This is a genomic window from Arthrobacter sp. SLBN-100, assembly GCF_006715305.1.
Classification (GTDB): Bacteria; Actinomycetota; Actinomycetes; order Actinomycetales; family Micrococcaceae; genus Arthrobacter.
In genome coordinates, this window is the sequence record NZ_VFMY01000001.1 from 3,553,112 (window position 1) to 3,577,987 (window position 24,876).

Below are 24,876 nucleotides of genomic sequence, written 5' to 3' on the forward strand. Positions count from 1 at the left end.
CTTTAGCGGGAAAGGCCCCGCTTAGCCCCTGGCGCTGCAGCTTGCCCCACAGTGTCCCGACGGCTGCCCGGCCGGGACCTGCGACGGGTCAGGCCCACACCCACCAGGCAGACCAGGCCGCCCACCAGGGCGGGCGCGGCGGGAATCTCGCCCAGCAGGAGCCAGGAGATCAGGATGGTGGTGCCGGGCACCAGGTAGGTGGTGGCTGCGAGCTTCCCTGCATCGATCAGGGAGAGCGCGTATGCCCAGGTGGTGAAGGCAATCGCGGTGGGAAAGACTCCGAGATAGACCAGTCCCAGAGTCGCCTGTGGCGGTGCGGCCTGTACTTCGGCCACCAGTTGGCCCGTAAACGGCAGGCAGCACAAGGCGCCCACCAGGATCCCGAACCAGGTGGCCTGTCCGGCAGGAAACTTGCGCAGCACAGGCTTCTGGATGATGACGCTGACTGCAGCGAGCACGGCGGCAAGGAGGCAGAGCAGCACGCCCGTAACATCCGCCGTCGGACTTTCCCCTGGCCGGGGCGGCTGGCCGGAACCCAACGCGATCAGCGCCACCCCGGCGAAGGCAACCAGGCTCCCGATGATGAGCCAGCGCGGGAAGCCTTCCTTGAGGAAGACCCCGGCCATCACCGCCACCAGGATGGGGTTCACGTTGATGAGCAGGGCGCTGGTGCCGGCGTCCAGCACGTGCTCCGCAGCGTTCAGCGCCACGTTGTAACCGCCGAACCACATGGCGCCGTAGGCGAGGATGGGCCACCATTCGCGGCCTTTGGGAAGGAGCCGGCTCTTCAGCAGTTGGGGCAGGACCAGCAGGGACAGCACGACGGCGGCAACCGCCAGCCTGCCCAACGTGAGGGAGCCGGGCGAGAAGTGCGGGCCGATAGCACGGATCCCCACGAAGGCGGACGCCCACAGCACCACAGTGGTGACCATGGCTGCCACCCCGAGTGCCCTGATCCGGGATGAAAGAGGCGGAGGGACGCTTATGCCGACGGGGGTGCTTGATGCCATGCTGCCAATGTAGCCGGGGATGGGGAGAGCCGGCTGGCGGAAATCGGCCACGTCTAGCCAAGTTCCTGCCAAAGATCCACGGAAGTTGCGGCCTAGTTCGATCCCGCCCACTCCAGCAGCCGCTCCACCGGCCAGGTGGTGATGATCCGTTCGGCAGGTACACCGTTCCGTTCCGCGCGTTCGGCGCCGTACTGCAGGAAGTCCAGCTGGCCGGGCGCGTGGGCGTCGCTGTCGATCGAGAACAGGCATCCCGCGTCCAGCGCCAGCTGGATCAGCGCATCCGGCGGGTCCTGGCGCTCCGGCCGGGAGTTGATCTCGACGGCCACGTTGTGTTCGGCGCAGGCGGCGAACACCTCTTTGGCATCGAAGTCTGACGGCGGCCGCGTTCCCCGGGAACCCTCCACCAGGCGGCCGGTGCAGTGGCCCAGCACATTCGTATGCGGGTCCTCGATACCGCCAAGCATCCGCCGGGTCATGGTTTTCGAATCGGCACGCAGCTTGGAGTGGACGCTCGCCACCACGATGTCCAGGCGGTCCAGCAGCTCCGGCTCCTGGTCCAGCTCACCGGACTCGAGGATGTCCACCTCGATGCCGGCCAGCAGTCGTACCCTGTGGTCCGGCTGTCCGTCCATGCCCGGGTGGCTTCCTGCATTGATGGCCTCCACCACGTCCAGTTGCTGGAGGAGGCGTTCCGCCGAGAGCCCGTTAGCGATGGTGAGGTTGGGGGAGTGGTCCGTCAGCGCGAGGTATTCCCTTCCGAGCACCCCGGCGGCCGCCACCATCAGCTCAACGGGGGATCCGCCGTCGGACCATTCGCTGTGGCTGTGCAGATCGCCCCGCAGCGCCTCCCGGAGGGCGGAGCCCCCGGAAGCCAAGGGCTGGGCGCCCTTCTCCCGGAGGTCGGCGAGGTAGTCCGGGACCTGGCCCTCCACCGCATCCCGAATGACCTGGTAGGTCCGGTCCCCGATGCCCTTCATGGATTTCAGCCGGCCGTTCCGGACCCGGGCCGCCACTTCCCCCGGCGGCAGCGGGGCGATCACCGCCGCGGCTTTCCGGAAGGCCTGGACCTTGAAGGTGGCAGCGCGCCGGCGCTCCAGCCAGAAGGCAATCTCATTGAGTGCTGCAACGGCATCCATCTGTCCATCTTCACCTGTCCTTCCCCGTCATTGGGGCGTGAAATGGCCGATTTTGGATAATTCCTGACTAGGCCCTATAGTTTTAGAGTCCAGTTCGGAGAAACGCAAAGGACAAAGACGCAAAGCCAAGCTTTACGCCTTTTATTTTGTTCCGAACGGGTTCTGGCCCCCATCGTCTAGCGGCCTAGGACACCGCCCTTTCACGGCGGCGGCACGGGTTCGAATCCCGTTGGGGGTACGCAAGGAACTGGTCAAGCAGGCTAAAAAAGTCTGGTAGGCTGGAAGCCTTGAAAAAAGCGGTAGAGATACTGCGGAAGCAAGAAACGCAAGGCCCTGTAGCGCAGTTGGTTAGCGCGCCGCCCTGTCACGGCGGAGGTCGCGGGTTCAAGTCCCGTCAGGGTCGCTCTGATTGTTGGAAGCAATTCCGGCTCTCATGGTGACTAGTCACCTAGGCTCTGTAGCTCAGTTGGTAGAGCGTTCGACTGAAAATCGAAAGGTCACCGGATCGACGCCGGTCGGAGCCACCACTGGGAAGCATCAGTTCTTCGGAACTGGTGCTTTTCTTCTTTAACGCGGCGCTCGGCTCACCTGGTATCCGCGCCGCACCTCTTGGGCCACGCACCTTGGTTGAGCCATTTTTTCTGGTTGAGCCGCGACACATTCCTGGGCTTGTTCGCAAAACCTTGCCTTGATGGTTCGGATCCGCGAACAAGCTTCCGTTCGCACAGTGCGCCGCACCGCCTCCCACACCCGGCTCCATTCCCCAGCAGTGTTTTGGTGGGGTGCCCTCATGAATCCGCGTGCTGTTGCCCACATCCGGCGGGCCCCCGAGCGTGCCGCCTCAAAGGTCGTACAAAAAAATTTGACTGACATCTGAAACATTTGACTTGTGCCAAACCGTTGTGGCACGCGCGCGTCCTGTGTAATGTAAGCGCTTGCGCAATCGCCGGTCGGGAATGGAATCTGCCTACGAAACACGTTTTGAAATGCGCCCGGAAGGCTGTCTAGCGTGGAGACCGGGCCGGAATGCACCACATCCCCGGCCTCTTCTACGGGGATTACCCAACCCCGTTCCCCTCGATACAACGGCGTCCCTGATGACGCCTGCAGTGTTGTCGGGGCCGCCGGAGTGCGAGGACCCGGGCCCATGCCCGTCTTCCACGAACAGTTTCAACTCCGCGAGAAGAGCAACAATGCACAAGCACCCCCAAACCCCTTGGTTGCTGCGGTGGCGTCCTGCCGCCGCAGCACTGGCGACGGCCGTAGCGGCCTCGGCCTTCCTGGCCGTCCCCTCAGCGCAGGCCAATGAGCCGGCGGATCCGCCGGCCAGCCAGCAGATGCCGGCCCCGACCCCGGGCTTCGCGCTCCCCACGGAACACACCCAGCAGGCTTTCGACCCGGCGTCGGACTTCACCTCCAAGTGGACCCGCGCCGATGCCGAGCAGATCATGGCGCAGAGCGATCCCGCGGTCGCACCCGGACAGAACTCCATGAGCCCGGACGTCTCCATGCCGGAAATCCCTGAGGATTTCCCCGCCATGAATGACGATGTCTGGGTCTGGGACACCTGGTCCCTGACGGATGAGAACGCCAACCAGATCAGCTACAAGGGCTGGGACGTCATCTTCTCCCTGGTGGCCGACCGGAACGCCGGCTACGGCTTCGACCAGCGGCACTGGAACGCGCGTATCGGCTACTTCTTCCGCAAGACCAACGCCGATCCTGCCAAGGACAAGTGGAACTACGGCGGACACCTGTTCCTGGACAACACCTCCATCGGCAACACCGAATGGTCCGGCTCCACCCGCCTGATGCAGGGCAACCACGTGAACGTGTTCTACACCGCCACCACGTTCTACGACGTGGCCGAGCGTAACGCAGGCGGCGGCGGCATCGCCCCGGACGCCGCGATTGCCAAGGCCCTGGGCAATATCCACGCCGACCAGAACGGCGTCACGTTCGACGGCTTCGAGCACACCAAGCTGCTGGAGCCGGACGGAAAGATGTACCAGACCAAGGCACAGAACCCGGGGTTCGCCTTCCGTGACCCGTACACGTTTGCCGATCCCGCCCACCCGGGCAAGACCTTTATGGTCTTCGAGGGCAACACCGCCGGGAACCGCGGCGAATACCAGTGCAAGGGCGAGGACCTGGGCTACCAGCCGGGCGACCCTTACGCAGAGAACGTCAGTGACGTCCAGAACAGCGGGGCGAATTACCAGACCGCCAACGTGGGCCTTGCTGTGGCAGACAACAAGGACCTGACCAAGTGGTCCTTCCTGCCGCCCATCCTCTCCGCCAACTGCGTGAACGACCAGACTGAGCGTCCCCAGATCTTCATCCAGAACGAAAACGGCAAGAACAAGTACTACCTCTACACCATCAGCCACCAGTTCACGTATGCAGCCGGCATGCGCGGCCCCGACGGTGTTTACGGCTTCGTGGGCGACGGCGTCCGTTCCGATTACCAGCCCGTCAACAACAGCGGCCTGGCCCTCGGTTCCCCGACCGACCTCAACCTGCCGGCCAACAACCCGAGCGGGACGATCTCGGGCCAGCAGAACGGCCGGCAGTTCCAGGCCTACTCGCACTACGTGCAGCCGGGTGGCCTGGTGCAGTCCTTCATCGACAACGTCAACGGCGTGCGCGGCGGTTCACTGTCCCCGACCGTCAAGATCAATTTCAAGAACGGCGTGACCCAGGTGGACCACAGCTTCGGCCAGAACGGCCTCGGCCCGTTCGGCTACCTGCCCACAAACGTCAAGGTTGGCGGCGAAGGGCTCTACAAGTAGCAGTCCCTATATAAGCAGCAGTCCGCACGGACTGCTGCTTATATAGGCAGTAGCAGTCCATCAGTAACACCAAGGCAGGGACGTTCCGCGGTGCGGGCGTTCCTGCCTGCTGCCGTTAAGACACAGCCAGGGGATAGGGTTGGGATCAACAGAAGGGGGAGTGCCTGATGGAATACCAGAACCCACAACCCAGCCAGGGCAGCCATGCAGTGTCGGCCCCGGTACCGGTTCCCGTGCCCGGCCTTGGCCGCACCGTGATTTCTGATACCGCAGTGGCGAAGGTGGCAGGAATTGCCGCCCGTGCCGTCCCCGGCGTCTACTCGCTGGGCTCCGGCCAGTCACGTGCGCTGGGAGCCATCCGGGACGCCGTCGGAAGTTCAGACCATGCCGCCGGTGTGCATGCCGAGGTGGGCGAAACGCAGGTGGCCGTGGACCTCAGCCTGGTGGCAAGTTACGGAACACCGCTGCATTCCCTTGCCAATGAGGTGCGCGCCGCCGTGTACCGGGCCGTCGAGGAACTGGTGGGGCTGCAGGTGATCGAGGTCAACGTCGAAATCACGGACGTTTATGTGCCGCCGCCGGTGAAGCCCGCCGCTTCCGGCCCTGCCGAGCGGGAGGCGCTGCTGTGAACCTCACCGTCGCCGGCACTGCCCTGGGCGCCTTCGTCGCCTTTATGTCCCTCCAATTCGGGTTGTGGGGCTTCCTTATATCCCTGCTCTTTATGGCCATTGGGGCAATCCTTGGCCGCGCGGCGGAAGGAAAGTTGGACCTCCGCGGCGTCCTGGACGCCATCACCGGCCGGCGTTCGTCCTCATGAGCTCCACCGTCCCCCTGGTCCGGGCGCAGGAATTCAGCGGCCACAACCGCATCAGCACCCAGGCGCTGACCAGCCTCGCGAAAGCCGCTGCCGCCCAGTTCCTGGGGGTGGAGGCGGAGGACGTGCGGGCTGACTGGGCGGACGACGACGGCCTGCTGGCGCTGTCCCTCGTCACACCTATCAGCATCCCGCCGTTGAACGCGGTGGCCGCCGATGCCTCGCGGGTGGACGCTGCCGGGGGCTCCATCCGGGACCGCGCCGTCAGGGCAAAGGCACGCATCCTGGCGACTGTGGCAGAGCTTAGCGGTGCGCATCTGAGCCGGGTGGACATCAGGATCAGCGGAGCAAGGATCACCGAAGGGGGACGGGTGCGATGAGCCGGCACCAGGAGGACCAGTCGCCGGATATGGGCCGGGTCCTGCGCCGCGAAACACATTCATCGCGCGCGGTGGCTGCCACTGCGGCGGCGGTTCTGGTCATTGTTTTCGCCGCCTACGGGCTGCTCGAAGCCGGTGTGCATGCCATCGGCCAACCGGCGTGGCTGATCGAGCCGCAGGTGGCCGCCGAACGGCTTGTGGCGCTGCCCGCTGGGATCCCGCCGCTGCTGCTGGGCGCCATCGGGGCGGTGCTGGCGATGTTTGGCCTCGTTTTTTTCCTCAACGGGATCCTGCCGGGACGCCGTGCCCGGCATCTCCTGGCCGGCGGCCCGAATCCGGATGGCCCTGCCGTGGTGGTGGACGACGAAGTTATCGCCTCCTCGCTGGCACGGCGGGCCCGGCTTGCCGCGAACGTCACGCCCGAACAGGTCATGGTGGTTGTCTCGCAGCGCCAGGTGGCGGTTAATGTCCGGCCCACGTCCGGGGTGCCCGTGAAAGGGGACGCCGTGCTGGCCGCCGTTGAAAGCGAACTTGCTGCCATGGCGCTGGACCCGCCGCCTGAAGTGCACGTGAATGTGGCGCCGTCCGGAGTTATTGGCGCATGAACAGCACCCCGACACTGCTTAACCGGATCCTGATCGCCGTCCTGGGCCTGAAGCTGCTGGCTGTGGGCGTTCTGTTGATGCTGCTGGCTTCCGTCCCGGCCGTCGCTTCCTGGTGGCATTCCTGGTCCGCGGGGGTCTGGGCCGGAGTCAACCAGGCCTTCAGCGCCACTCGATTCCCGGGGCGGTCCGAAAGCTGGCTGTGGATCCTGGTGGCCCTGGCACTGCTGGTGCTGATCGGGCTCATGGTGGCCTGGGTGGCCCAGCAAGGAAAAGGCAGGGCCAACCTCCTGGTCTTGGAATACGATCCCGGTGAAGTTCCCGGCGACGTGCGGATCGGCGGGGGAGTGGCGGAGCAAGCCCTGAAGCAGGCCCTTGCAAACCGTCCGGACCTGGCAGGGGCCACCGTGACCACCTACGACGTCAAAGGCAGCCCGGCCCTGAAGGTCCGCCTGCTGCCGCGCCAAGGGGTTGCCCCGCACCTGCTCGCAGACGAGGTGTACGCCCTTGTGGCCGCGCTGGAGGCCGTGGTGGGGAAAAGGATTCCGGTGCTGATCCACATCGGAGCCGGTGCGCGGACGCGCTTCGGCAGGGCCGAGCGCGTCCGCTGACCAGCGGCGGTCCTAATCCTTCGTGAGGTAGACGGTGCAGTCCACCGGCACCTCATCCATCCCGCTCCACTCTGAAGTGGGCTCAGGACCGCTCGAAAGAACCACGGAATACCCCTTCGGGACCGGCGCCGAGGCGAAGCCGAGGTTGCCAAGGACCAGGACCTCCCCGTTGTGGAAGGCCAGCAGTCCGCTGTCCGGGGCATGGATCTCAGCCCAGGTAAAGGAGCCCCTGCCAAGCTTTCGGGCGGACCGGAAGGCGAGGGCAGCCCGGTAGAGCTCCAGGGTGGAACCCTCCACGCCTTCCTGCTGGTCAGCCGCGAGCGGGCCGAAGCTTTCCGGCTGGGGAAGCCAGGGAGCTGCTGCAGCCCCTCCGGTTACCGCAAAACCGTAACCGGGTGCGTCCTGCGCCCACGCCAGCGGGACCCGGCAGCCGTCACGCCCGATCTCTGCACCCTTAGTCCTGTGAAATGTGGGATCCTGGCGCACTTCGGCCGGCAACGTGGTGTGCTCGGGAAGCCCCAGCTCCTCACCTTGGTAGAGGTAGGCGGAACCAGGCAAGGCCAGCGATATCAAGGTGGCCGCGCGGGCGCGGGCCAGCCCCAAAGCCGGGTCGGGCTGCTCATCGTCCGCGGCGATGCCCTTAGGAAAGGTGGTGGGGTCTTTAAGCCCAAACCTGGTGGCATGGCGGACGGTGTCGTGGTTGCTCAGCACCCAGGTGCAGGGGGCTCCCACCGAGTCGGCTGCCGCCAGGGACGCTTCAATAGCCTCGGCCATGCGCTCGGCGTCCCAGCCGGCCAGGAGGAAATCGAAGTTGAAGGCCTGCTGCATCTCGTCAGGCCGGGTATAGCGGGCCAGCCGTTCAGCCGGCTCCACCCATGCCTCGGCGACCATCATGCGGTCGCCGTCGTACTCTGCCAGTACCCGGTGCCAGTCGCGGTAGATGTCGTGCACGCCGTCCTGGTCGAAGAACGGCGACGGCGGATACAACGGGGAGACGCGCGGTGCGGCTCCTCGGCATCGGTATGGGCGCCAGGGGCGTCACCGGGAGGAGTTGGCTCCCTCCTGACTTCCGGCGTGCCCTCAACCATGGCCGCCACGCCCTCCCAGTCGGGCAGGCCCGCCTCCTTGACCAGTCCATGGGCAACGTCCACCCGGAAGCCGTCCGCGCCGCGGTCCAGCCAGAAGCGGAGCACCGAGCGCATCTCCTCCCGCACTTCCGTATTGTCCCAGTTCAGGTCCGGCTGCTTGGTGTCGAAAAGGTGCAGGTACCACTCGCCCGGCGACCCGTCCGCCTCAGTGATCCGGCTCCAGGCGGGTCCGCCGAAGATCGATTTCCAGTTGTTGGGCGCCCGGTTGCCGTCTCCGGAGCCGGGGAGGCCATCCTTGCCCGGACGGAAGATGTAGCGATCCCGTTCCGGGGAGCCCGGGGATGCTGCCAGCGCGGCCTGGAACCATGCATGCTCGTCCGAGGTGTGGTTGGGAACCAGGTCGACAATGACCTTCAGTCCGCGCTGGTGAGCTCCCTGCAACATCGCGTCGAAGTCCGCCAACGAGCCGAACAGGGGGTCCACCTGGCGGTAGTCTGCAACGTCATATCCGGCGTCCGCCTGGGGTGATTTGTAGAACGGTGAGAGCCAGATGGCGTCCACGCCCAGTTGCTGAAGATAGGGCAGGCGTTCCTTGATACCGCGAAGATCACCCATGCCATCGCCATTGCCGTCGGCGAAGGACCGGGGATAAATCTGGTAGACGACGGCGTCCGCCCACCACTGTGTACCGGTTGACCGGCCATCAGGAACGCCCGGGTTGGACATTTGGTTCCTCTCAGATAACTTTTTGATGTAAACGCTTGCATTACCCGCAGCAACCTTACTAGTGTGAGCGTCACCACATCAACCTCACCCAAACAAGAGCACTGTCGATTTACTTGTCACTCAGCGAGGAGCTTCAAGCTAATGAAAACCCCTAGATTCCTACTTCCGGCGGCAACCGCCGGCATCTTGGCACTGACGTTGTCCGCCTGTGGCGGCGGGGGCGGCGGCACCAGCGGTGGCGGCAGCGACGCCGAAGCGAACCTTGACGGCCGGGGTCCCATTACCTACGTGCAGGGCAAGGACAACAACAACGTGGTGCGCCCGCTCATTGAGAAATGGAACGCTGCCCACCCGGACGAGAAGGTCACCTTCAAGGAGCAGACCGACCAAGCCGACCAGCAGCACGACGACCTGGTGCAGCACTTCCAGGCCAAGCAGTCAGACTACGATGTGGTCAGCGTTGACGTTGTTTGGACGGCCGAGTTTGCGGCCAAGGGCTGGCTGCAGCCCCTCAAGGACAAGATGGCCATTGATACGTCCGGCATGCTTGAAGCTCCTGTGGAATCGGCCTCTTACAAGGGCACTCTCTATGCTGCCCCTCAGGATTCCGACGGTGGCATCCTGTACTACCGCAAGGACCTGGTTCCTGAGCCGCCCAAGACCTGGGACGAGATGATGAGCATGTGCTCCATTGCCAAGGACAACAACATCGGCTGCTTTGCCGGCCAGTACAAGCAGTACGAAGGCCTGACAGTCAACGCGGCGGAGGCCATCAATTCGGCCGGCGGTTCTGTGCTGGACAAAGACGGGAAACCGAACCTGACCACAGCGGAAGCCGAGGAAGGCTTGAACAATCTCGTGGAGGCTTATAAGAACGGCAACATCCCGCAGGAGGCCATCACCTACCAGGAGGAACAGGGCCGGCGGGCATTCCAGGAAGGGAAGCTGCTCTTCCACCGGAACTGGCCGTACATCTGGAGCCTGATCTCGACTGAAGGCTCCTCCGTGGTCAAGGACAAGTTCGGCATGGCGCCACTGCCCGGCAAGGACGGACCCGGAGCGTCCTCCCTCGGCGGTCACAGTTCTGCCATCAGCGTTTACTCCAAGAACAAGGCGACTGCTCTTGACTTCCTCAAGTTCGTCACCGATGAGGAGCAACAGAAGTTTTTCGCCAATCAGGGTTCCAAGGCGCCCGTCCTCTCCTCGCTTTACGAGGACCAGGAGCTTGTAGCCAAGCTGCCGTACCTGACGGTACTGCAGACATCCATCAAGAACGCCGTGCCCCGCCCGGTAACCCCGTTCTATCCCGCAGTCACGCAGGCGATCCAAGAGAACGCTTACGCAGCCCTTAAGGGTGAAAAGCCTGCCAAACAGGCGCTTAGCGACATGCAGAAGTCGATCGAGTCCGCTGGCGCAGGATCGAAGTAAAGATTATGGCAACCGAACTAAACCCGACGCCGGTCAAGTCACCGGCGTCGGGTGGCACCCCGGTCCACCACGCACCCAAAGGCGTGGGAGAAGACAACCGGATCCTGAGCCAGGGCAGGTGGGCTTCCTGGCTGCTTGCACCCACCATCGTCGCTTTGGGTGTTGTTATCGTTTACCCGATCGTCAGCGCGATCATTATGTCCTTTCAGAAGGATGCGGGACTGGATCCTGCCACGGGCCTTTTCACCGAAGGAGGCCCAGCCGGCATCCAGAACTACATTAACTGGCTTGGGCAGCAGTGCGCTGCCCCGGGCGGCGGCACAGTGGCCTGTCCGCCGGGTACTCTTGGCGGCCAATTCTGGACAGCTACCGGCACTACGTTCTTCTTCACCGCGGTCACGGTGGCATTCGAAACTGTTCTCGGTTTCTGGATGGCCATGATCATGGCGCGTACGTTCCGCGGCCGCGGGCTGGTCCGGGCAGCTGTGCTGGTGCCGTGGGCCATCCCCACGGCTGTCACCGCTCAGTTGTGGCTCTTTATGTTCGATTTCAACGGCATCATCAACAAAGTATTTAATGTTTCGGTGCTGTGGACTGGCAGCGAGTGGCCGGCGAAATGGGCCGTGATCATTGCGGATACCTGGAAAACAACACCCTTCATGGCCCTGCTGATCCTTGCGGGTCTGCAAATGATTCCGGCAGAGGTGTATGAAGCCGCAAAGGTTGACGGAACCACTGCCTGGCAGCGCTTCCGGCTGATCACGCTTCCTCTGGTGAAACCGGCGCTGATGGTCGCAATCCTCTTCCGTACCCTGGACGCGCTGCGAATGTTCGACCTGCCCTACATCCTGACGCAGGGGGCAAACAACACCACCACGCTCTCCATTTTGGTGATTAACCAGATCAGGCAAGGGTTCAACTCGGCGGCTGCCTTGTCCACCATCACGTTCATCATCATTTTCCTGGTCGCATTCATTTTCGTCCGGTTCCTTGGTGCAAACGTCGTGGAGCAAAGCGGAGCCACCGGTAAGGGGAAGAAATGACAGCCACAGCAGCTTCCACGGAATTGCGGGCGCAGCAGGACAAAGGCCGCAAGACTGCCCAGAACCGGGAAAAGTGGGCAAGCGCCCGCACCTACATCAGCGCCGCCGTCATCCTGATCTGGTGTCTGGCGCCGGCCTATTGGATGGTGGTGACCGCCTTTCGCGAGGTGGGCTTTACGTACGACACCTCGGTCTTGCCCTCGCACACGACGTTGGACAACTTCATCACGGCGTTCGACACCTCGTTTGGCAACCGGTTCGGCCAGGCGTTGCTCAACAGCGTGTTCATTGGTGTTGTTGTCACTGCGGTGTCCCTTGTGATCGGTGTTTTTGCTGCCTACGCACTGGCCCGGCTGAACTTCCGGTTCAAGTACCTGGTGCTGGGCTTCATCCTGGGTGCTTCCATGTTCCCCGGCGTTGCCCTGATCACGCCGCTATTTCAGCTGTTCACCAACATCGGCTGGATGGGGACGTACCAGGCACTGATTATTCCGAGCATCTCGTTTGTCCTGCCGTTGACGGTCTACACTTTGACATCCTTTTTCCGCGAAATGCCGTGGGAACTGGAGGAATCAGCACGTGTTGACGGCTGCACGCAGGGGCAGGCGTTCCGCAAGGTGATCATGCCCCTGGCAGCCCCGGCGATCTTCACCACGGCAATCCTGGCGTTCATCTCCTCGTGGAACGAATTTCTCATTGCCAGCCAGCTGTCCAGTGACGCAACCCAGCCGGTGACGGTAGCCATTGCGAACTTTGCCGGCGCGCAGCCCAACCAGATTCCGTACACGGCCATCATGGCAGCCGGTACCATCGTCACCGTTCCCTTGGTGATACTGGTGCTGGTCTTCCAGCGCAAGATCGTCGCCGGCCTAACGGCGGGTGCGGTCAAGTGACGGAAGGCGTTTCCCGCCCCCGGTCCCCGGGGGCGGGAAGTGACCGCCGGCGGGTGAGGTCCGGGCAGGATTTCGACATCATCATCGGGTTTCTTGGCTTCTGGGCGCTGGTCCTGCTGGTTGTCACAGTCTGGATGGAAGTCACGGCGCAGCCGGCACTGGGCTGGGCACTGGGCCTGCTGGCCATCCTTCTCGCGATTTACGGGATGGTGCGGCTTCGCCGGAAGCTGCCGGACCGGAGGTAGCGCACGCGCTTGACTGCCGCCGTCGGACAGCCGGCCGAAAAGTAACAACTGCGATGCACTCAGGCGCGCAAAATACTATGGCGTGGAAGCATCGCACGAAGCATGGCGGAGGCCTGCAGGAAGTATTGAGGGGGCACCGTGGCTCGCACAAGTGAAAGGTCCCAACGGGGCGGCCACAGTGGTGTCAGCATAGAAGATGTGGCGGCGGCAGCGGGAGTTTCCACCGCCACGGTGTCCCGGGCAGTTCGTGGCCTGCCCCGCGTCTCACCCGCCACGCGCGAAAAAATCCTCGAAGTAGCCGGGAACCTGGGCTACGTAGCGTCCAGCTCCGCCTCCGGACTGGCCACGGGAAGAACCAGGACCATCGGCGTGCTCGCCCCGTTCGTGAGCCGGTGGTTCTTTTCCAAAGCCATCGAAGGCGCGGACCGGGAACTCCACGCCCGGAACTACAACCTTTCGCTGTTCAACCTTGGGGGCCACGGCAGCAACCGGGAGCGGCTCTTCAGCAAGACCATGGTTTACAAGCAGATCGACGCCCTGCTGGTCCTGTGTATGGCGCTGTCCCATGATGAATTGGACCACCTCCAGAAAATCGACATCCCTCTGGTGGTGGTGGGCGGCCACGTGGAAGAGTGCGCGTACATCGGCATCGACGATTACGCTGCCGCCTCCACCGCCGTCCGGCACCTGATCGGCCTGGGCCACCGGAACATCGCCCTGCTGCATGGCGACGACGAAACAGACTTGAACTTCGATGTTCCCCGCGTCCGGATCCTGGCTTTCAAGGACGTGATGACCGCAGCAGGCCTCCCCACCCGTCCCGAATGGGATGAGTGGGGGGATTTTACCGTCCGCAGCGGGCAGGAGGCCTTCCGCCGGCTCTGGGCCAAGCCGGGGGAGAAGCCAACAGCGATCTTCTGCGCCTCGGATGAGATGGCCATGGGAGTCATCTTTGAAGCCATGCGGCTTGGCGTCCGGGTGCCGCAGCAACTCTCCGTAGTGGGCATCGACAACCACGATTTCGCCGACGCCATGGGCCTGACCACTGTGGGCCAGCGGCCCGACGAACAGGCCGAGCTGGCCACCAAGATGCTCCTTGACGAACTGGACGGGGAGACGGGATCGGTACAGTCCGCCGTCGCGCCCCATGAATTGATCGTCAGAAGGACGACGGCGCCGCCCCAGTCCTAGCGCGCAAGTTCCGTTTCCCGCGGCTTCAGGGCGCCGGCTGTCAGGACGCGCGGGCCAGTTGCCGGATGGGGATCCAGCGGGACGCAAGGCGCCGGTATGCCGCGGCAGCGCCGGTCATGTCGCCCTCAGCCAGGCATTCAATGCCAAGCCGGATGTCCATCGGCGAATCGTCCGGGTACACCTTGTCCGCCACCGCCCCGTAATCCAGTTCCACCATCGACTCCACATGGAACGTTTCCAGCCACTCCGTGAGCTGGGCCAGGTCATCGAGCATGTCCAGGTCCGGTGCTGCGAGCGCAAGGTTGGCCACCGCGTACCGGGCCCGCTCCAGGGCTTCGGTGATGGGTGCCCACACGCGGACCGTGAGGATCCGGCCGGCAGCCTCCACCACGTCCTTGTGGTCTGCTTCCATAAACAGGGAAAACCAGCTGAAGGGGATGCCCCAGGTGGACGCCCGGGTGTGCACGCGGATGGACCCGTCGCGGGCCTTCACCTGGTCGATCCGTTCCTGGTGCTTGTCCCGCTGCTCTTCGGGAATCAGCAACTCCGCCAGCGGGCCGTGGATCCCTTCCATCAGGGCGTTGGCAGCCAGGCCGGCACGCAATACCAGCTGGCTGGGACAGTACAGCAGCACGGGGTCGGCGTCAGCGTCGTCGTCGGACGTTCCTTCAGGGGGCGCTGCCGGGGCAGTGGTGACGCGCACCAAGTCGGTTCGCCCCGTGGGAAAGGGATCACCGCCGGACCGCGTGATCCGTCCCAGCGAGGCCAGCAGTTCAGCGTTTTCGACGGCGGCACGCGAGGCTGAGCGTGATCCGGCGGCCTGGATCGCCGGGCGCTGCTCCTCGGGGAAGGCGTCCAGCGGTTCGTAGACGCGGAGGGTTGACGAGAATGGCAGGCCGGCCTGGCCCCGGTAGAGGTTTCCCGTCATCACGGTCTCCTTGAATGGGTCCAGGATTCTGTCATCAGCCCGCCAGTTCCACCAGTACGGGGGCATGGTCCGAGGCGCCCTTGCCCTTGCGCTCCTCGCGGTCGATCGAGGCGCCGGTGACACGCGCGGCCAGGGCCGGGGAGGCCAGCACGAAATCGATCCGCATGCCTTCCTTTTTCGGAAAGCGCAGCTGGGTGTAGTCCCAGTAGGTGTAGACGCCCGGGCCGGGAGTGTAGGGCCGGACGACGTCGGTGAAACCGGCCGACTCGAAAGCGTGGAATGCTGCGCGCTCCGGCGGACTGACGTGGGTGGAGCGGTTGTTGATGAAAAGGTCGATGTCCCACACGTCCTCGTCCAAGGGGGCGATGTTCCAGTCGCCCATCAGCGCCACCTGGGCTTCCGGATTCCGGGCGAGCAGTTCCTGGGCGTGCGTTTTCAGGCTTTCCAGCCACTTGAGTTTGTACGGCATGTGCTCATCGTCCAGCGAGCGGCCGTTGGGGACATACAGGCTCCAGATCCGGACGCCGGCGCAGGTCGCCGCCATGGCGCGTGCCTCCTGCACGGGGTCCGTGCCCGCCTTGCCGAATGAGGGCTGGTCCAGGAACGTCCGCTCCACGTCGTCGAGCCCCACCCGGGAGGCGATGGCTACGCCGTTCCACTGGTTGACGCCGAAGTGGGCCACCTCGTAGCCCATCCGTTCGAAGAGCTCCCAGGGAAAGTTGTCGTCCTTGCACTTGGTTTCCTGGATGGCGAGCACGTCGCAGTCACTGCGCTGAAGCCAGGCTTCCACGCGGTCGGCACGGGCACGGAGCGAATTCACATTCCAGGTAGCAATCTTCACAGTTCCTAACTTACCTTGGCGGTGCGGCCGTGGGTAAAGCATGCGCGCTGGCTCCGGCGGGCGCGTCAGGGCCTCTTCGTAGGCCTGCAGGACCGGTGGAGTTTAGTTGGAGGTCCGAGTATATTCGCAACCAGAAATGACCTGGGTCACATGCGAAGGAGCGTCCGCTCATGGTGCGCGAGCTTACCCACTACGTCGGCGGCCAACACGCCGCAGGCTTGTCCGGCCGTTTTGGCGACGTCTTTGATCCCTGTACCGGCGCAGTCCAGGCGCGCGTGCCGCTGGCCGGCAGGGACGAGGTGCACAACGCCGTTGCTGCCGGCGCGAAGGCACAGGAGGAATGGGCGGAGATGAACCCGCAGCGGCGGGGGAGGATCCTGCTCCGGTTCGTGGACCTGGTCAACCGGGATATTGACAGGCTGGCCCGGCTGCTGTCCTCCGAACATGGCAAGACCCTCGCCGACTCCAAAGGGGACATCCAGCGGGGACTGGAAGTGGTGGAGTTCGCAGCCGGCGCGCCGCACCTGCTCAAGGGAGAATTTTCCACTGAAGCCGGATCCGGGATAGACATCCATTCGCTGCGGCAGCCACTGGGCGTGGTGGCCGGCATTACGCCGTTCAACTTTCCCGCCATGATCCCGCTGTGGAAGTCCGGCCCGGCCTTGGCTGCGGGCAACGCGTTCATCCTGAAGCCCTCCGAGCGGGACCCTTCCGTGCCGCTGCGCCTGGCCGAACTGTACTCCGAGGCGGGCGTCCCGGACGGAGTGTTCAACGTGGTCAACGGGGACAAAGAAGCCGTGGACGCGCTCCTTGAAGATCCGCTGGTCAGGGCCATCGGATTCGTGGGCTCCACCCCTATTGCCCAGTACATCTACGCCACCGCCGCTGCCCACGGAAAGCGCGCGCAGTGCTTCGGCGGTGCCAAGAACCACATGGTGATAATGCCGGACGCAGACCTGGACCACGCCGCGGACGCCCTCATCGGCGCCGGGTACGGCTCCGCGGGGGAGCGCTGCATGGCCGTTTCCGTGGCCGTCCCGGTGGGGCAGGAAACAGCTGACCGGCTGGTGGCCAGGCTTCAGGAACGGGTTAAGTCGCTTAAGGTGGGCCACAGCCTGGACCAGCACACAGACTTCGGCCCGGTGGTTACGGCCTCCGCCAGGGAACGGATTGAGGGCTGCATCCAGGCGGGAGTGGACGAGGGCGCCACCCTGCTGGCCGATGGCCGGGGCCTCACCGTGGAAGGCTACGAAGATGGCTTCTGGGTGGGCCCCACCCTCTTCGACCACGTGAGGCCGGAGATGGCCATCTACCGGCAGGAGATCTTCGGCCCCGTCCTCAGCGTGGTGCGGGCGGCCGACTACGATGAAGCGCTCCGGCTCTGCAGCCGGAACGAGTACGGCAACGGCGTGGCCATCTTCACCCGGGACGGCGATGCTGCCCGGGATTTCGCCACCAGGGTGGATGTGGGCATGGTGGGTATCAATGTGCCCATCCCGGTGCCCCTGGCGTACTACACGTTCGGCGGCTGGAAGGCGTCAGGATTCGGCGACCTTAACCAGCACGGGGCGGATGCATTCCGCTTCTACACCAAGACGAAGACGGTCACCACCAGGTGGCCGTCAGGGATACGGCACGGGGCCAGCTTCGTGATGCCGGAAGGAAGTTGATGGCAGACAGCGCAGAAAGCAGTACGGACACCAACGCCGAGGTGCTGTTTGAGCGCCGCGGGCAGCTGGGGGTGGTCACCCTCAACAGGCCTCGGGCGGTGAATGCGCTGACCACCGGGATGGTGGGCTCGCTTTTGGACCAGCTCACCGCATGGGCGGACGACGACGGCGTTGCCACGGTTCTTGTGCGCGGTGCCGGCGAACGGGGATTATGTGCCGGCGGCGACATTGTGGCCATCTATGAGGACATCCCCGCCGGCGGAGGGCAAACGGCCGGCTTCTGGCAGGCGGAATACCGGCTGAATTCGCTGATCGCCCGCTACCCCAAACCGTATGTCGCCTTCATGGATGGGCTGGTCCTGGGCGGCGGCGTGGGAATCTCGGCCCACGGCTCGGTGCGGGTGGTCACCGAGCGCACGCGGATGGGCATGCCGGAGACCACCATTGGTTTTGCCCCCGACGTCGGCGGGACCTTCCTGTTGTCCCGCTCACCAGGGGAGGCGGGAACCCACGCGGCGCTCACCGGGGCGCACCTGAACGCGGGGGATGCCCTGTACCTGGGCCTCGCTGACTGCTGCGTCCCGTCGGCGCGGCTCGAGGAACTGATGGTGGCGCTGGAAAGCGAAACTGCGGAAGCCGCCGTCGTACGTTACAGGGGGCCGGTTCCGCCCTCCGCCGTTGAGGAGCAGCGGGGGTGGATCGACAGTTGCTACGCCTCCGACGACGCCGGGGAGATCGTCCGCCGGCTCCGGAGCTTCGGTGGCGAAAGGGGCGGGGAGGCGGCCAGTGCCGCCGACACCATCGAGGCGAAATCTCCCACCGCCGTGAAGGTGACGCTGGCATCGCTGCGGCGAGCCAAGGGCATGGCACTGGATGAAGCCCTCGCGCAGGAGTACCGGGTGGGACTGCGTTTCCTGGCGGCGCCGGATTTCCGCGAGGGCATCCGGGCGCAGGTGGTGGACAAGGACCGTACACCCCGCTGGCGCCCGCCAACTCTCGCCGAGGTGCTGCCGGAGCAGGTGGAGCGCTTTTTTGACCCGCTGGGCAGCAAGGAACTGGACCTTGAGTTGAAGGAGACGGACCATGCCTGAGGGCTACACCATCGCGTTCCTGGGCCTTGGCCACATGGGCGGTCCCATGGCGGTGAACCTGGTCCGCGCTGGCTACACCGTGGCAGGTTTCGACGTGGTGCCCGCCGCCCTTGATGCTGCACGGGAGCATGGCGTTCCTGTTGCCGCCAGCGCCGCTGAAGCAGTTTCCGGCGCCAACGTGGTCCTGACGATGTTCCCCAGCGGCCGGCATGTGCTCGACGCCTACCAGGGCAGCGGCGGCGGGCCCGGCCTGCTGTCCGCTGCTGCCCCCGGAACCATGTTCCTGGATTGTTCCACCATCAACGTTGACGAAGCGCGGGAAGCAGCAAGGCTGGCCATCGACGCCGGCCACCGCTCGGTGGACGCTCCTGTTTCGGGCGGCGTGGTGGGGGCGGAGGCCGGGACGCTGACGTTCATGGTGGGCGGCGATCCGGAGGACTTCGAAGCAGTGCGTCCGCTGCTGGAGGTGATGGGCAAGCGGGTGGTGCACTGCGGTGCCCACGGGGCGGGACAGGCCGCGAAGATCTGCAACAACCTGATCCTGGGCGCCTCCATGATTGCCGTGAGCGAGGCCTTTGTCCTGGGGGAGAAACTGGGCCTGACCCACCAGGCACTCTTTGACGTGGCATCAGCAGCCTCCGGGCAATGCTGGGCGCTGACCACCAACTGCCCCGTGCCCGGGCCTGTCCCCACCAGCCCAGCTAACCGCGACTACCAGCCCGGTTTTGCCGGGGCCCTCATGGCCAAGGACCTCCAACTTGCCGTCAATGCACTGCAAAGCACCGGAGTGGCAGCCCGGGTGGGTCCGCTCGCCGCGGAAATCTACGGTACGTTTGCCGCGGAAGGCGGCGCCGGACGTGACTTCTCCGGAATCATCACGGACATCCGGGACAAGTCCGATGCCCGGGACGGATCAGGGAACATGAACCGGCCGGGGAATCATGCCGGCGGCACTCCACAGACGGCATCAAAAAGTGCGGCACACAGTGCAGCGCAGGACGACGGGAGCCCCGAATGACGGAATACACGAGCATCCTGGTGGAACAGCGCGGCCGGGTGGGGCTGGTGACGCTCAACCGGCCTCAAGCGCTGAATGCCCTGAACAAGGCCACCATGGAGGAGCTCGTGCAGGCCGTCCGCGCCATGGACTCCGATCCCGCGGTAGGAGCGGTGGTTATCACCGGCTCCAGCAAGGCCTTCGCCGCCGGGGCTGACATCAAGGAAATGGCGGCCCAGGGCTACATGGAGATGTACGCAGCGGACTGGTTCCGCGGCTGGGAGGACTTTACCAGGCTCCGCATTCCCACCATTGCCGCAGTCTCCGGCTTCGCGCTGGGTGGCGGCTGCGAACTGGCCATGATGTGCGATCTCATCATCGCCGGAGACAACGCCAAGTTCGGGCAGCCCGAGATCAACCTGGGCGTGCTGCCCGGCATGGGCGGGTCGCAGCGGCTCACCAGGGCCGTGGGCAAGGCCAAGGCGATGGACCTGATCCTCACCGGCAGGTTCATGGGGGCCGAGGAAGCTGACCGGTGCGGCCTGGTGTCCCGCGTGGTTCCCGCTGAGGATGTCGTGGAGGAAGCCGTCAAAGCCGCAGAAGTCATCGCGTCCAAGTCCAAACCGGTGGCCATGGTGGCCAAGGAGGCCGTCAACGCGGCCTTCGAAACCGGGCTCGCCCAGGGAGTGGTGTTCGAGCGCAGGCTTTTCCATTCGCTCTTCGCCACGGAGGACCAAAAGGAAGGCATGGCGGCGTTTACCGGGAAACGCGAGCCCGAGTTCCGGCACCGGTAGGAGAATCCAGCCTTTACCCAGCTGCATAAGGTAGACAGGGCAAGGCAGCTGTGGAATCGGACGGGGAGCTTCTATGTGGGGAACGGCGGCGGACGCGGGCGGCTCGGCCGAAAACCTGACCGGGTTGGTTGGCGTCGCTGCCCGGGGTATCGAGCAGCTCGGCGAATGGGGCGTGGGGCTCTTCACCCTGGCCGAAACCATGCTGCCGCCCATTCCCAGCGAAGTGATCCTGCCGCTGGCCGGCTACCTTGCCAGGCAGGGCTCCCTGAACTTGGCCCTGGTTTTTGTCACCAGCACGTTGGGCGCCTGGCTTGGGGCCCTCCTCCTCTACTCGCTTGGGGCCAAGCTTGGCCTGGAGCGGTCCATCCGCGGGTTGTCAAAGCTACCGCTGGTGGACCGGGAGGACTTTGAACACGCCGCCGGCTGGTTCCGCCGGCATGGGCGGCGGTCCATCTTCTTCGGGCGGCTGCTTCCCGGTGTGCGGAGCCTTATTTCCCTTCCGGCCGGTGCTGCAGCCGTGCCACTGGGCATGTTCACCATCTACACGCTCGGTGGCAGCGGGCTGTGGAACGGGCTGCTGCTGGGGTTGGGGTACCTGCTGGGCACACAGTACCGGCTGATCGAGGAGTACTCACGGTTCCTGAACTACGCCGTTTATGCCGCTGCAGCTGTCACCGTGGTGCTGCTCGTGGCCCGCAGGATCAAACGCGCCAAAGCGCCGCGCTGACCCTGCGCGCCCGGCTGTCCTGCTTTCAGCTCAGGAGTCGACGAAGTCGCCGGCATTCCGGCGGAAGTCCCCCAGTATCCGGATCAGCTGATCGATATCCTCCCGCCCGAAGCCGGAGGCGCTGAAAACCTCGGCGTTCAGCGCCGCCGTCGAACGTTTCGCCAAGGTGCGCCCCTCGGCAGTGAGCTCGACCAGCGTGGTGCGGCCGTCCGTCCGGTGCGGTGACCGGCGGACCAGCCCGGCCTCCTGCAGCCGGTCCACCGCGTTAGTGATGGACGTCGGATGGACCTGGAGGAGCGTGCTGGCCTTTTTCATCGGAAGGGAGCCGCTCCTGGAAAAGCTCAGGAGCGCGAGCAGCTCGTAGCGTGCGAAGGTCAGCCCGAAAGGCTTCAGCACGAGTTCGATCCTGGCGAGCAGAATCTGCTGGGTCCGCATGATGGCAGTGATGGCTGCCATGGGAGCGGCCATGTCCGCCCAGCCGTGGTCCTCCCAGTTTCGGCGGGCATCAGCAATGGGATCGCGGGGGAGCGGAGTGCCCATAGCCAGCCTTTCACCGTGTGATGCGCCTCACGTATTGGGGAACCTGTGAATATACTAGGACATCCAACGGTTTGGTAAATCAGTTCAGCAGAGCGAGGGGACCTATGCCTGTGCCGCCCGCAGGACCTCACGGCGCGCCGCCCTTTCCTGATGCGGACCTGATGTACATCGTTGACCTCCTGGCGCCTCCCGAACGGGACAGGTACTTCGGTATCCGCCAGTTCCTCCAGTCCTCGGTCCGCCAGCCCTCCATTGGGTATTGGAACCGGGAAGAGTTCCCCTTTGGGCTGCTGGCGGACATGGGAAAGCATGGCCTCGGGGCCCTGCAGCTGGACGGCAGTTCCACGCTTTTCAAGGGCCTCATGTACGTGGAGCTGGCCCGCGCCGACGTGTCTCTTTCGGCGCTCGCCGGGATCCACAATGAACTCATCCTCGGGATGATCAGCGAGCTGGGGTCGGAGGAGCAGAAGGCCCGGTGGCTGCCCGGCCTGAAATCCTTCGCCCACCTTGGAGCCTTTGCGCTGACGGAGCCGGATCATGGCTCGGACATCGCCGGCGGGCTGGAAACGTCGGCCAGGCTGGACGGCGGTGATTGGGTCCTCAATGGTGCCAAGCGCTGGATCGGGGCCGCCACTATCGCCGATTTCGCCCTGGTCTGGGCGAGGGACGTGGCGGATGGCGAAATTAAGGGCTTCATCGTGGAAACGGACAGGCCCGGCTACACCGCCACCAAGATCTCCAACAAGATCGGCCTGCGGATCATGCAGAATGCGGACATCGTGCTGGAGGGCGTACGCATCCCGGCGGGCAACCTGCTGCCCGGGGCCACGAGCTTCTCCAGGACCAACGAGCTTTTACGGGACTCCCGCGCCTGGGTGGGCTGGCAAGGTGCGGGAATCCAGCTGGCTGCCTTCGACGTCGCCCGCGCCTACGCCCTGGGCCGGCGGCAGTTCGGCAGGGAACTGGCCGGCTTCCAGCTGGTCCAGCAACAGCTCGCCGATATATTGGGCAACGCATCCGCCTCGTTGGCGCTGATGGCGCAGCTGGCACGCATCCAGCAGGAGGGGAAGCTGGAGATGGTCCAGGCCGCCATGGCCAAGGCCACCGTCACCCGGTTGGCCCGGTCCTCCGTGGCCATGGGCCGCTCGCTGCTGGGCGGCAACGGCATCAGCAGCGACTACGAGATGGGCAAGCTGTTCGGCGACGCCGAAATTCTCTACACCTACGAGGGCAGCTACGAGATCAACTCGCTCATTGTGGGCAGGGCCGTCACCGGCAGGTCGGCTTTCCACTAGGTACCCATGGTGGCCCACCCGTTTTAGCCGGCTGCCGTTGTCCCGCCGGACCGGCATCGGTAGCATCAAACACTAAGCCTGCTTAGTTTCATGCCAGGGCAGTCCACGGACGAAAAGGGGATGCCGAATGCGCATCAAGAATCCAGTTGTGGTGATCACCGGCGCATCCAGCGGCATCGGAAGGGCCACGGCCCTGCGCTTTGCCGCCAAGGGAGCCCGGCTGGTCCTGGCCGCCCGTGGAGCGAAATCCCTGGAAGAGGCGGCTCGAGAATGCAGGAAACGCGGCGCGAAGGCCGTTGCCGTCCCCACCGACGTGACAGACGTGGGAAAGATGGACGAACTGGCAGCGCGTGCTGTCAAGGAGTTCGGGCGCCTGGATGTGTGGGTCAACAATGCGGCAGTGGGTGCATTCGGCCTGCTGACCGACATTCCGCCAAAGGACTTCCAGCGGGTACTTGACGTCAACATCTCAGGGTACGTGAACGGTGCCCGGGCAGCACTGCCCCGTCTGCGCGCCCAGGGGTCCGGCATCCTGATCAACGTTGCGTCCATTGTGTCGGAAATCCCGTTGCCGTACTCCGCCGCTTACTCCATCTCGAAGGCCGCGGTGCGGGCCCTGAGCGTCAGCCTGCGCTCGGAACTGGCGCGCGAAGGCGTCGCCGGGGTGGACGTGTGCACGGTCCTCCCGGCCACCATTGACACGCCCTTCTACCAGAATGCAGCCAATTACACCGGCCGCCGCCCGATGGCCATGCCTCCCGTTTACACTCCGGAACGGGTTGCGAAAGCCGTGGTGGGGCTCGTCGACCACCCGCGCCGGGAAACTGTCGCGGGAGGACTGGCGGGCCGCCTCCTGGTACTGCAGCACAAGGTCGCCCCTGGCGCCGTCGAAGCTACCACCGCCCGGCAAGTGGACACCCGCCAGCTGTCCCGGCGGCAGCCCGCCCCCGTGACCCCGGGAAACCTCCACCAAGCGTCACAGGCAATCCGGAAGGCTTCCACTGGAGGCGGGTGGCACGGCCGACGGCGGACGGCACAGCGGAACATCGGAGCCGCTGCGGTGCTCGCCGGGGCGGTGGTCGCCTTACGGAAGAGGCTGGGCTGATTGCGCCGCTGGAGGTTCTTTTCGGCGTGATTCCGGTTGCTTCCATGCTCCGAGCGTAGGGGTTGACGCTGCGTCAAGGTCAAGCGGGTTTTTGCGGGAACCGGTGCCGCGAAGACCGGGTGCGGGGCGAGCGCGTCCGGGCCTGGGCAACGAGCCGGGTGAACGCAAAGATAAAGAGCGCCTCGATGAGGAGCATCAGGGCAACGAGCAGCCATTGTTCCTCGGCAACAAAAACAATGCATCCTGCCAGCGCGAGGATGGTTCCGAGGATCAGGGTGTAGACGGCAAACCCGACGGCGACCCGGGCACTGCGGACTCCGGTGCGGAAACCGAACCCCAGCGGCTCCCCGCCGGGATGCCCCGGGACACGGTCCGGCCCGGCAGGTGGGAGCCTGTCGAACTCCTCCCACGGGTCCTTGCCTGCATCGTTGCCTGGAACGTTGTCCGGGTGCTGTCCGGTCATAACCTAATTATCCCAAACCCCGGTGCGCGATAGGGAGCCCGAAGGCGGACGGCGCAACCCAGGATGGGATCACGTGGAGAAGCGTCCGGGAGCCAGCCTTGGAAATAAAGCAAAAACAGCGGCCCCTCCAACGAGTGTTGGAGAGGCCGCTGCCTGGCGGGATTCCTCCTGCTGGTGCGGGAGGAAAACCGAAGCCTTAGAGCGGGCGGATGTTCTCTGCCTGCGGGCCCTTGGGACCCTGGGTCACATCGAATTCAACCTTCTGGTTCTCATCGAGTGAGCGGTATCCGCTGCTGGCGATTGCGGAGTAGTGGGCGAAAACGTCAGCGGACCCGTCATCGGGGGCAATGAAGCCAAAACCCTTTTCGGCGTTGAACCATTTAACTGTGCCTGTTGCCATGGCTGCATTCCTTCGTGTGACTCTGATTCTCTCCCCGGGCCATCGGCCCGAAGTGTGCGGAGAACG

Annotated in this window: 25 protein-coding genes, 3 tRNA genes and 1 pseudogene; 21 read left to right on the top strand and 8 right to left on the bottom strand. The window is 64.7% G+C overall.

Going from position 1 to position 24,876, the window contains the following annotated elements; translation table 11 throughout:
- Positions 1 to 2: 2 nt before the first annotated feature.
- Complete coding sequence (locus FBY31_RS16395; RefSeq protein WP_142043287.1) at positions 3 to 1,010, bottom strand: DMT family transporter; 1,008 nt, start codon at positions 1,008 to 1,010, stop codon at positions 3 to 5.
- 92 nt (positions 1,011 to 1,102) lie between these two features.
- A complete protein-coding gene (locus tag FBY31_RS16400; RefSeq protein ID WP_142043289.1) occupies positions 1,103 to 2,146 on the bottom strand; it encodes a PHP domain-containing protein in 1,044 nt (347 codons plus the stop codon).
- Positions 2,147 to 2,311: 165 nt separating this feature from the next.
- On the opposite strand from FBY31_RS16400, the gene FBY31_RS16405 reads away from it, so the two are divergent.
- The 9 genes from FBY31_RS16405 (at position 2,312) to FBY31_RS16445 (ending at position 7,345) form a co-directional block, all read left to right on the top strand.
- Positions 2,312 to 2,384, top strand: a tRNA-Glu gene (locus tag FBY31_RS16405).
- 91 nt (positions 2,385 to 2,475) lie between these two features.
- Positions 2,476 to 2,549 (top strand) — tRNA-Asp (locus FBY31_RS16410).
- Positions 2,550 to 2,597: 48 nt separating this feature from the next.
- Positions 2,598 to 2,673 (top strand) — tRNA-Phe (locus FBY31_RS16415).
- Between the two features lie 666 nt (positions 2,674 to 3,339).
- Positions 3,340 to 4,938 (top strand): glycoside hydrolase family 68 protein, encoded by a 1,599-nt coding sequence (locus FBY31_RS16420; protein ID WP_142043291.1) that lies wholly within the window; start codon positions 3,340 to 3,342, stop codon positions 4,936 to 4,938.
- A 167-nt stretch (positions 4,939 to 5,105) separates the two neighbouring features.
- Positions 5,106 to 5,567, top strand: a complete 462-nt coding sequence (locus FBY31_RS16425) for an Asp23/Gls24 family envelope stress response protein (RefSeq protein WP_142043293.1) — start codon at positions 5,106 to 5,108, stop codon at positions 5,565 to 5,567.
- On the top strand, positions 5,564 to 5,755 hold the full coding sequence (locus FBY31_RS16430) for a hypothetical protein (RefSeq protein WP_142043295.1): 192 nt from the start codon (positions 5,564 to 5,566) through the stop codon (positions 5,753 to 5,755). Before FBY31_RS16425 ends, FBY31_RS16430 begins: the two co-directional genes overlap by 4 nt.
- The gene (locus tag FBY31_RS16435; protein WP_142043297.1) at positions 5,752 to 6,132 is read left to right on the top strand and encodes a hypothetical protein; all 381 of its coding nucleotides are present in this window, start codon (positions 5,752 to 5,754) and stop codon (positions 6,130 to 6,132) included. Before FBY31_RS16430 ends, FBY31_RS16435 begins: the two co-directional genes overlap by 4 nt.
- Positions 6,129 to 6,737 carry a DUF6286 domain-containing protein gene (locus FBY31_RS16440; RefSeq protein ID WP_142043299.1) on the top strand — a complete coding sequence of 203 codons (609 nt, stop codon included), beginning with the start codon at positions 6,129 to 6,131 and terminating at the stop codon, positions 6,735 to 6,737. Before FBY31_RS16435 ends, FBY31_RS16440 begins: the two co-directional genes overlap by 4 nt.
- Entirely contained in the window at positions 6,734 to 7,345 is a 612-nt protein-coding gene (locus FBY31_RS16445) for a hypothetical protein (RefSeq protein WP_142043301.1), read from the top strand. Before FBY31_RS16440 ends, FBY31_RS16445 begins: the two co-directional genes overlap by 4 nt.
- A gap of 12 nt (positions 7,346 to 7,357) precedes the next feature.
- On the opposite strand, the pseudogene FBY31_RS16450 reads toward FBY31_RS16445, so the two are convergent.
- Positions 7,358 to 9,159 (bottom strand): annotated as a pseudogene (locus tag FBY31_RS16450) (glycoside hydrolase family 13 protein).
- Positions 9,160 to 9,300: 141 nt separating this feature from the next.
- On the opposite strand from FBY31_RS16450, the gene FBY31_RS16455 reads away from it, so the two are divergent.
- The 5 genes from FBY31_RS16455 to FBY31_RS16475 all read left to right on the top strand — a co-directional run bounded on the left by FBY31_RS16455 (position 9,301) and on the right by FBY31_RS16475 (position 13,959).
- Entirely contained in the window at positions 9,301 to 10,587 is a 1,287-nt protein-coding gene (locus FBY31_RS16455) for an ABC transporter substrate-binding protein (protein WP_142043303.1), read from the top strand.
- A gap of 5 nt (positions 10,588 to 10,592) precedes the next feature.
- Positions 10,593 to 11,630 (top strand): carbohydrate ABC transporter permease, encoded by a 1,038-nt coding sequence (locus FBY31_RS16460; protein WP_142043305.1) that lies wholly within the window; start codon positions 10,593 to 10,595, stop codon positions 11,628 to 11,630.
- Positions 11,627 to 12,523, top strand: a complete 897-nt coding sequence (locus tag FBY31_RS16465; protein ID WP_142043307.1) for a carbohydrate ABC transporter permease — start codon at positions 11,627 to 11,629, stop codon at positions 12,521 to 12,523. Before FBY31_RS16460 ends, FBY31_RS16465 begins: the two co-directional genes overlap by 4 nt.
- On the top strand, positions 12,520 to 12,768 hold the full coding sequence (locus tag FBY31_RS16470; RefSeq protein ID WP_142043309.1) for a hypothetical protein: 249 nt from the start codon (positions 12,520 to 12,522) through the stop codon (positions 12,766 to 12,768). Before FBY31_RS16465 ends, FBY31_RS16470 begins: the two co-directional genes overlap by 4 nt.
- 138 nt (positions 12,769 to 12,906) lie before the next feature.
- Positions 12,907 to 13,959, top strand: coding sequence for a LacI family DNA-binding transcriptional regulator (locus FBY31_RS16475; RefSeq protein ID WP_142043311.1), 1,053 nt, complete (start codon positions 12,907 to 12,909; stop codon positions 13,957 to 13,959).
- Between the two features lie 40 nt (positions 13,960 to 13,999).
- Here the strand turns inward: FBY31_RS16475 and FBY31_RS16480 are convergent, their stop codons facing one another.
- Both FBY31_RS16480 and FBY31_RS16485 read right to left on the bottom strand, forming a co-directional pair.
- The gene (locus FBY31_RS16480; RefSeq protein ID WP_142043313.1) at positions 14,000 to 14,887 is read right to left on the bottom strand and encodes a hypothetical protein; all 888 of its coding nucleotides are present in this window, start codon (positions 14,885 to 14,887) and stop codon (positions 14,000 to 14,002) included.
- Between the two features lie 34 nt (positions 14,888 to 14,921).
- Positions 14,922 to 15,728: an exodeoxyribonuclease III gene (locus tag FBY31_RS16485; RefSeq protein ID WP_142043315.1), complete on the bottom strand. Its 807-nt coding sequence runs from the start codon at positions 15,726 to 15,728 to the stop codon at positions 14,922 to 14,924.
- A gap of 170 nt (positions 15,729 to 15,898) precedes the next feature.
- Here FBY31_RS16485 and FBY31_RS16490 point away from each other — a divergent pair, with 170 nt between their 5' ends.
- The 5 genes from FBY31_RS16490 to FBY31_RS16510 all read left to right on the top strand — a co-directional run bounded on the left by FBY31_RS16490 (position 15,899) and on the right by FBY31_RS16510 (position 21,007).
- On the top strand, positions 15,899 to 17,398 hold the full coding sequence (locus FBY31_RS16490) for a CoA-acylating methylmalonate-semialdehyde dehydrogenase (RefSeq protein ID WP_142043317.1): 1,500 nt from the start codon (positions 15,899 to 15,901) through the stop codon (positions 17,396 to 17,398).
- On the top strand, positions 17,398 to 18,489 hold the full coding sequence (locus FBY31_RS16495) for an enoyl-CoA hydratase/isomerase family protein (protein WP_142043319.1): 1,092 nt from the start codon (positions 17,398 to 17,400) through the stop codon (positions 18,487 to 18,489). Before FBY31_RS16490 ends, FBY31_RS16495 begins: the two co-directional genes overlap by 1 nt.
- Entirely contained in the window at positions 18,482 to 19,507 is a 1,026-nt protein-coding gene (mmsB, locus tag FBY31_RS16500; RefSeq protein ID WP_142043321.1) for a 3-hydroxyisobutyrate dehydrogenase, read from the top strand. The genes FBY31_RS16495 and mmsB overlap by 8 nt, the downstream gene beginning before the upstream one ends.
- Positions 19,504 to 20,280: an enoyl-CoA hydratase gene (locus FBY31_RS16505; protein ID WP_142043323.1), complete on the top strand. Its 777-nt coding sequence runs from the start codon at positions 19,504 to 19,506 to the stop codon at positions 20,278 to 20,280. Before mmsB ends, FBY31_RS16505 begins: the two co-directional genes overlap by 4 nt.
- A 73-nt stretch (positions 20,281 to 20,353) precedes the next feature.
- Positions 20,354 to 21,007, top strand: coding sequence for a DedA family protein (locus tag FBY31_RS16510; RefSeq protein ID WP_142043324.1), 654 nt, complete (start codon positions 20,354 to 20,356; stop codon positions 21,005 to 21,007).
- Positions 21,008 to 21,037: 30 nt separating this feature from the next.
- On the opposite strand, the gene FBY31_RS16515 is transcribed toward FBY31_RS16510, so the two are convergent.
- A complete protein-coding gene (locus FBY31_RS16515) occupies positions 21,038 to 21,547 on the bottom strand; it encodes a MarR family winged helix-turn-helix transcriptional regulator (RefSeq protein WP_142043326.1) in 510 nt (169 codons plus the stop codon).
- Positions 21,548 to 21,651: 104 nt separating this feature from the next.
- On the opposite strand from FBY31_RS16515, the gene FBY31_RS16520 reads away from it, so the two are divergent.
- Complete coding sequence (locus FBY31_RS16520) at positions 21,652 to 22,842, top strand: acyl-CoA dehydrogenase family protein (RefSeq protein WP_142043328.1); 1,191 nt, start codon at positions 21,652 to 21,654, stop codon at positions 22,840 to 22,842.
- A 127-nt stretch (positions 22,843 to 22,969) separates the two neighbouring features.
- Complete coding sequence (locus FBY31_RS16525) at positions 22,970 to 23,947, top strand: SDR family oxidoreductase (RefSeq protein WP_142043330.1); 978 nt, start codon at positions 22,970 to 22,972, stop codon at positions 23,945 to 23,947.
- Positions 23,948 to 24,026: 79 nt separating this feature from the next.
- Here the strand turns inward: FBY31_RS16525 and FBY31_RS16530 are convergent, their stop codons facing one another.
- Both FBY31_RS16530 and FBY31_RS16535 read right to left on the bottom strand, forming a co-directional pair.
- Positions 24,027 to 24,410: a DUF2207 domain-containing protein gene (locus tag FBY31_RS16530; RefSeq protein ID WP_142043332.1), complete on the bottom strand. Its 384-nt coding sequence runs from the start codon at positions 24,408 to 24,410 to the stop codon at positions 24,027 to 24,029.
- A gap of 196 nt (positions 24,411 to 24,606) precedes the next feature.
- Positions 24,607 to 24,810 (bottom strand): cold-shock protein, encoded by a 204-nt coding sequence (locus tag FBY31_RS16535; protein WP_013599688.1) that lies wholly within the window; start codon positions 24,808 to 24,810, stop codon positions 24,607 to 24,609.
- Positions 24,811 to 24,876 lie beyond the last annotated feature (66 nt).

Excerpts from the sequence above, each read along its gene's own strand:
- FBY31_RS16395 (WP_142043287.1), bottom strand. The coding sequence starts at position 1,010 with ATGGCATCAAGCACCCCCGTCGGCATAAGCGTCCCTCCGCCTCTTTCA.
- FBY31_RS16400 (WP_142043289.1), bottom strand. The coding sequence starts at position 2,146 with ATGGATGCCGTTGCAGCACTCAATGAGATTGCCTTCTGGCTGGAGCGC.
- FBY31_RS16420 (WP_142043291.1), top strand. The coding sequence starts at position 3,340 with ATGCACAAGCACCCCCAAACCCCTTGGTTGCTGCGGTGGCGTCCTGCC.
- FBY31_RS16425 (WP_142043293.1), top strand. The coding sequence starts at position 5,106 with ATGGAATACCAGAACCCACAACCCAGCCAGGGCAGCCATGCAGTGTCG.
- FBY31_RS16435 (WP_142043297.1), top strand. The coding sequence starts at position 5,752 with ATGAGCTCCACCGTCCCCCTGGTCCGGGCGCAGGAATTCAGCGGCCAC.
- FBY31_RS16440 (WP_142043299.1), top strand. The coding sequence starts at position 6,129 with ATGAGCCGGCACCAGGAGGACCAGTCGCCGGATATGGGCCGGGTCCTG.
- FBY31_RS16445 (WP_142043301.1), top strand. The coding sequence starts at position 6,734 with ATGAACAGCACCCCGACACTGCTTAACCGGATCCTGATCGCCGTCCTG.
- FBY31_RS16455 (WP_142043303.1), top strand. The coding sequence starts at position 9,301 with ATGAAAACCCCTAGATTCCTACTTCCGGCGGCAACCGCCGGCATCTTG.
- FBY31_RS16460 (WP_142043305.1), top strand. The coding sequence starts at position 10,593 with ATGGCAACCGAACTAAACCCGACGCCGGTCAAGTCACCGGCGTCGGGT.
- FBY31_RS16465 (WP_142043307.1), top strand. The coding sequence starts at position 11,627 with ATGACAGCCACAGCAGCTTCCACGGAATTGCGGGCGCAGCAGGACAAA.
- FBY31_RS16480 (WP_142043313.1), bottom strand. The coding sequence starts at position 14,887 with ATGACGGGAAACCTCTACCGGGGCCAGGCCGGCCTGCCATTCTCGTCA.
- FBY31_RS16490 (WP_142043317.1), top strand. The coding sequence starts at position 15,899 with ATGGTGCGCGAGCTTACCCACTACGTCGGCGGCCAACACGCCGCAGGC.
- FBY31_RS16495 (WP_142043319.1), top strand. The coding sequence starts at position 17,398 with ATGGCAGACAGCGCAGAAAGCAGTACGGACACCAACGCCGAGGTGCTG.
- mmsB (WP_142043321.1), top strand. The coding sequence starts at position 18,482 with ATGCCTGAGGGCTACACCATCGCGTTCCTGGGCCTTGGCCACATGGGC.
- FBY31_RS16505 (WP_142043323.1), top strand. The coding sequence starts at position 19,504 with ATGACGGAATACACGAGCATCCTGGTGGAACAGCGCGGCCGGGTGGGG.
- FBY31_RS16510 (WP_142043324.1), top strand. The coding sequence starts at position 20,354 with ATGTGGGGAACGGCGGCGGACGCGGGCGGCTCGGCCGAAAACCTGACC.
- FBY31_RS16515 (WP_142043326.1), bottom strand. The coding sequence starts at position 21,547 with ATGGGCACTCCGCTCCCCCGCGATCCCATTGCTGATGCCCGCCGAAAC.
- FBY31_RS16520 (WP_142043328.1), top strand. The coding sequence starts at position 21,652 with ATGCCTGTGCCGCCCGCAGGACCTCACGGCGCGCCGCCCTTTCCTGAT.
- FBY31_RS16525 (WP_142043330.1), top strand. The coding sequence starts at position 22,970 with ATGCGCATCAAGAATCCAGTTGTGGTGATCACCGGCGCATCCAGCGGC.
- FBY31_RS16530 (WP_142043332.1), bottom strand. The coding sequence starts at position 24,410 with ATGACCGGACAGCACCCGGACAACGTTCCAGGCAACGATGCAGGCAAG.
- FBY31_RS16535 (WP_013599688.1), bottom strand. The coding sequence starts at position 24,810 with ATGGCAACAGGCACAGTTAAATGGTTCAACGCCGAAAAGGGTTTTGGC.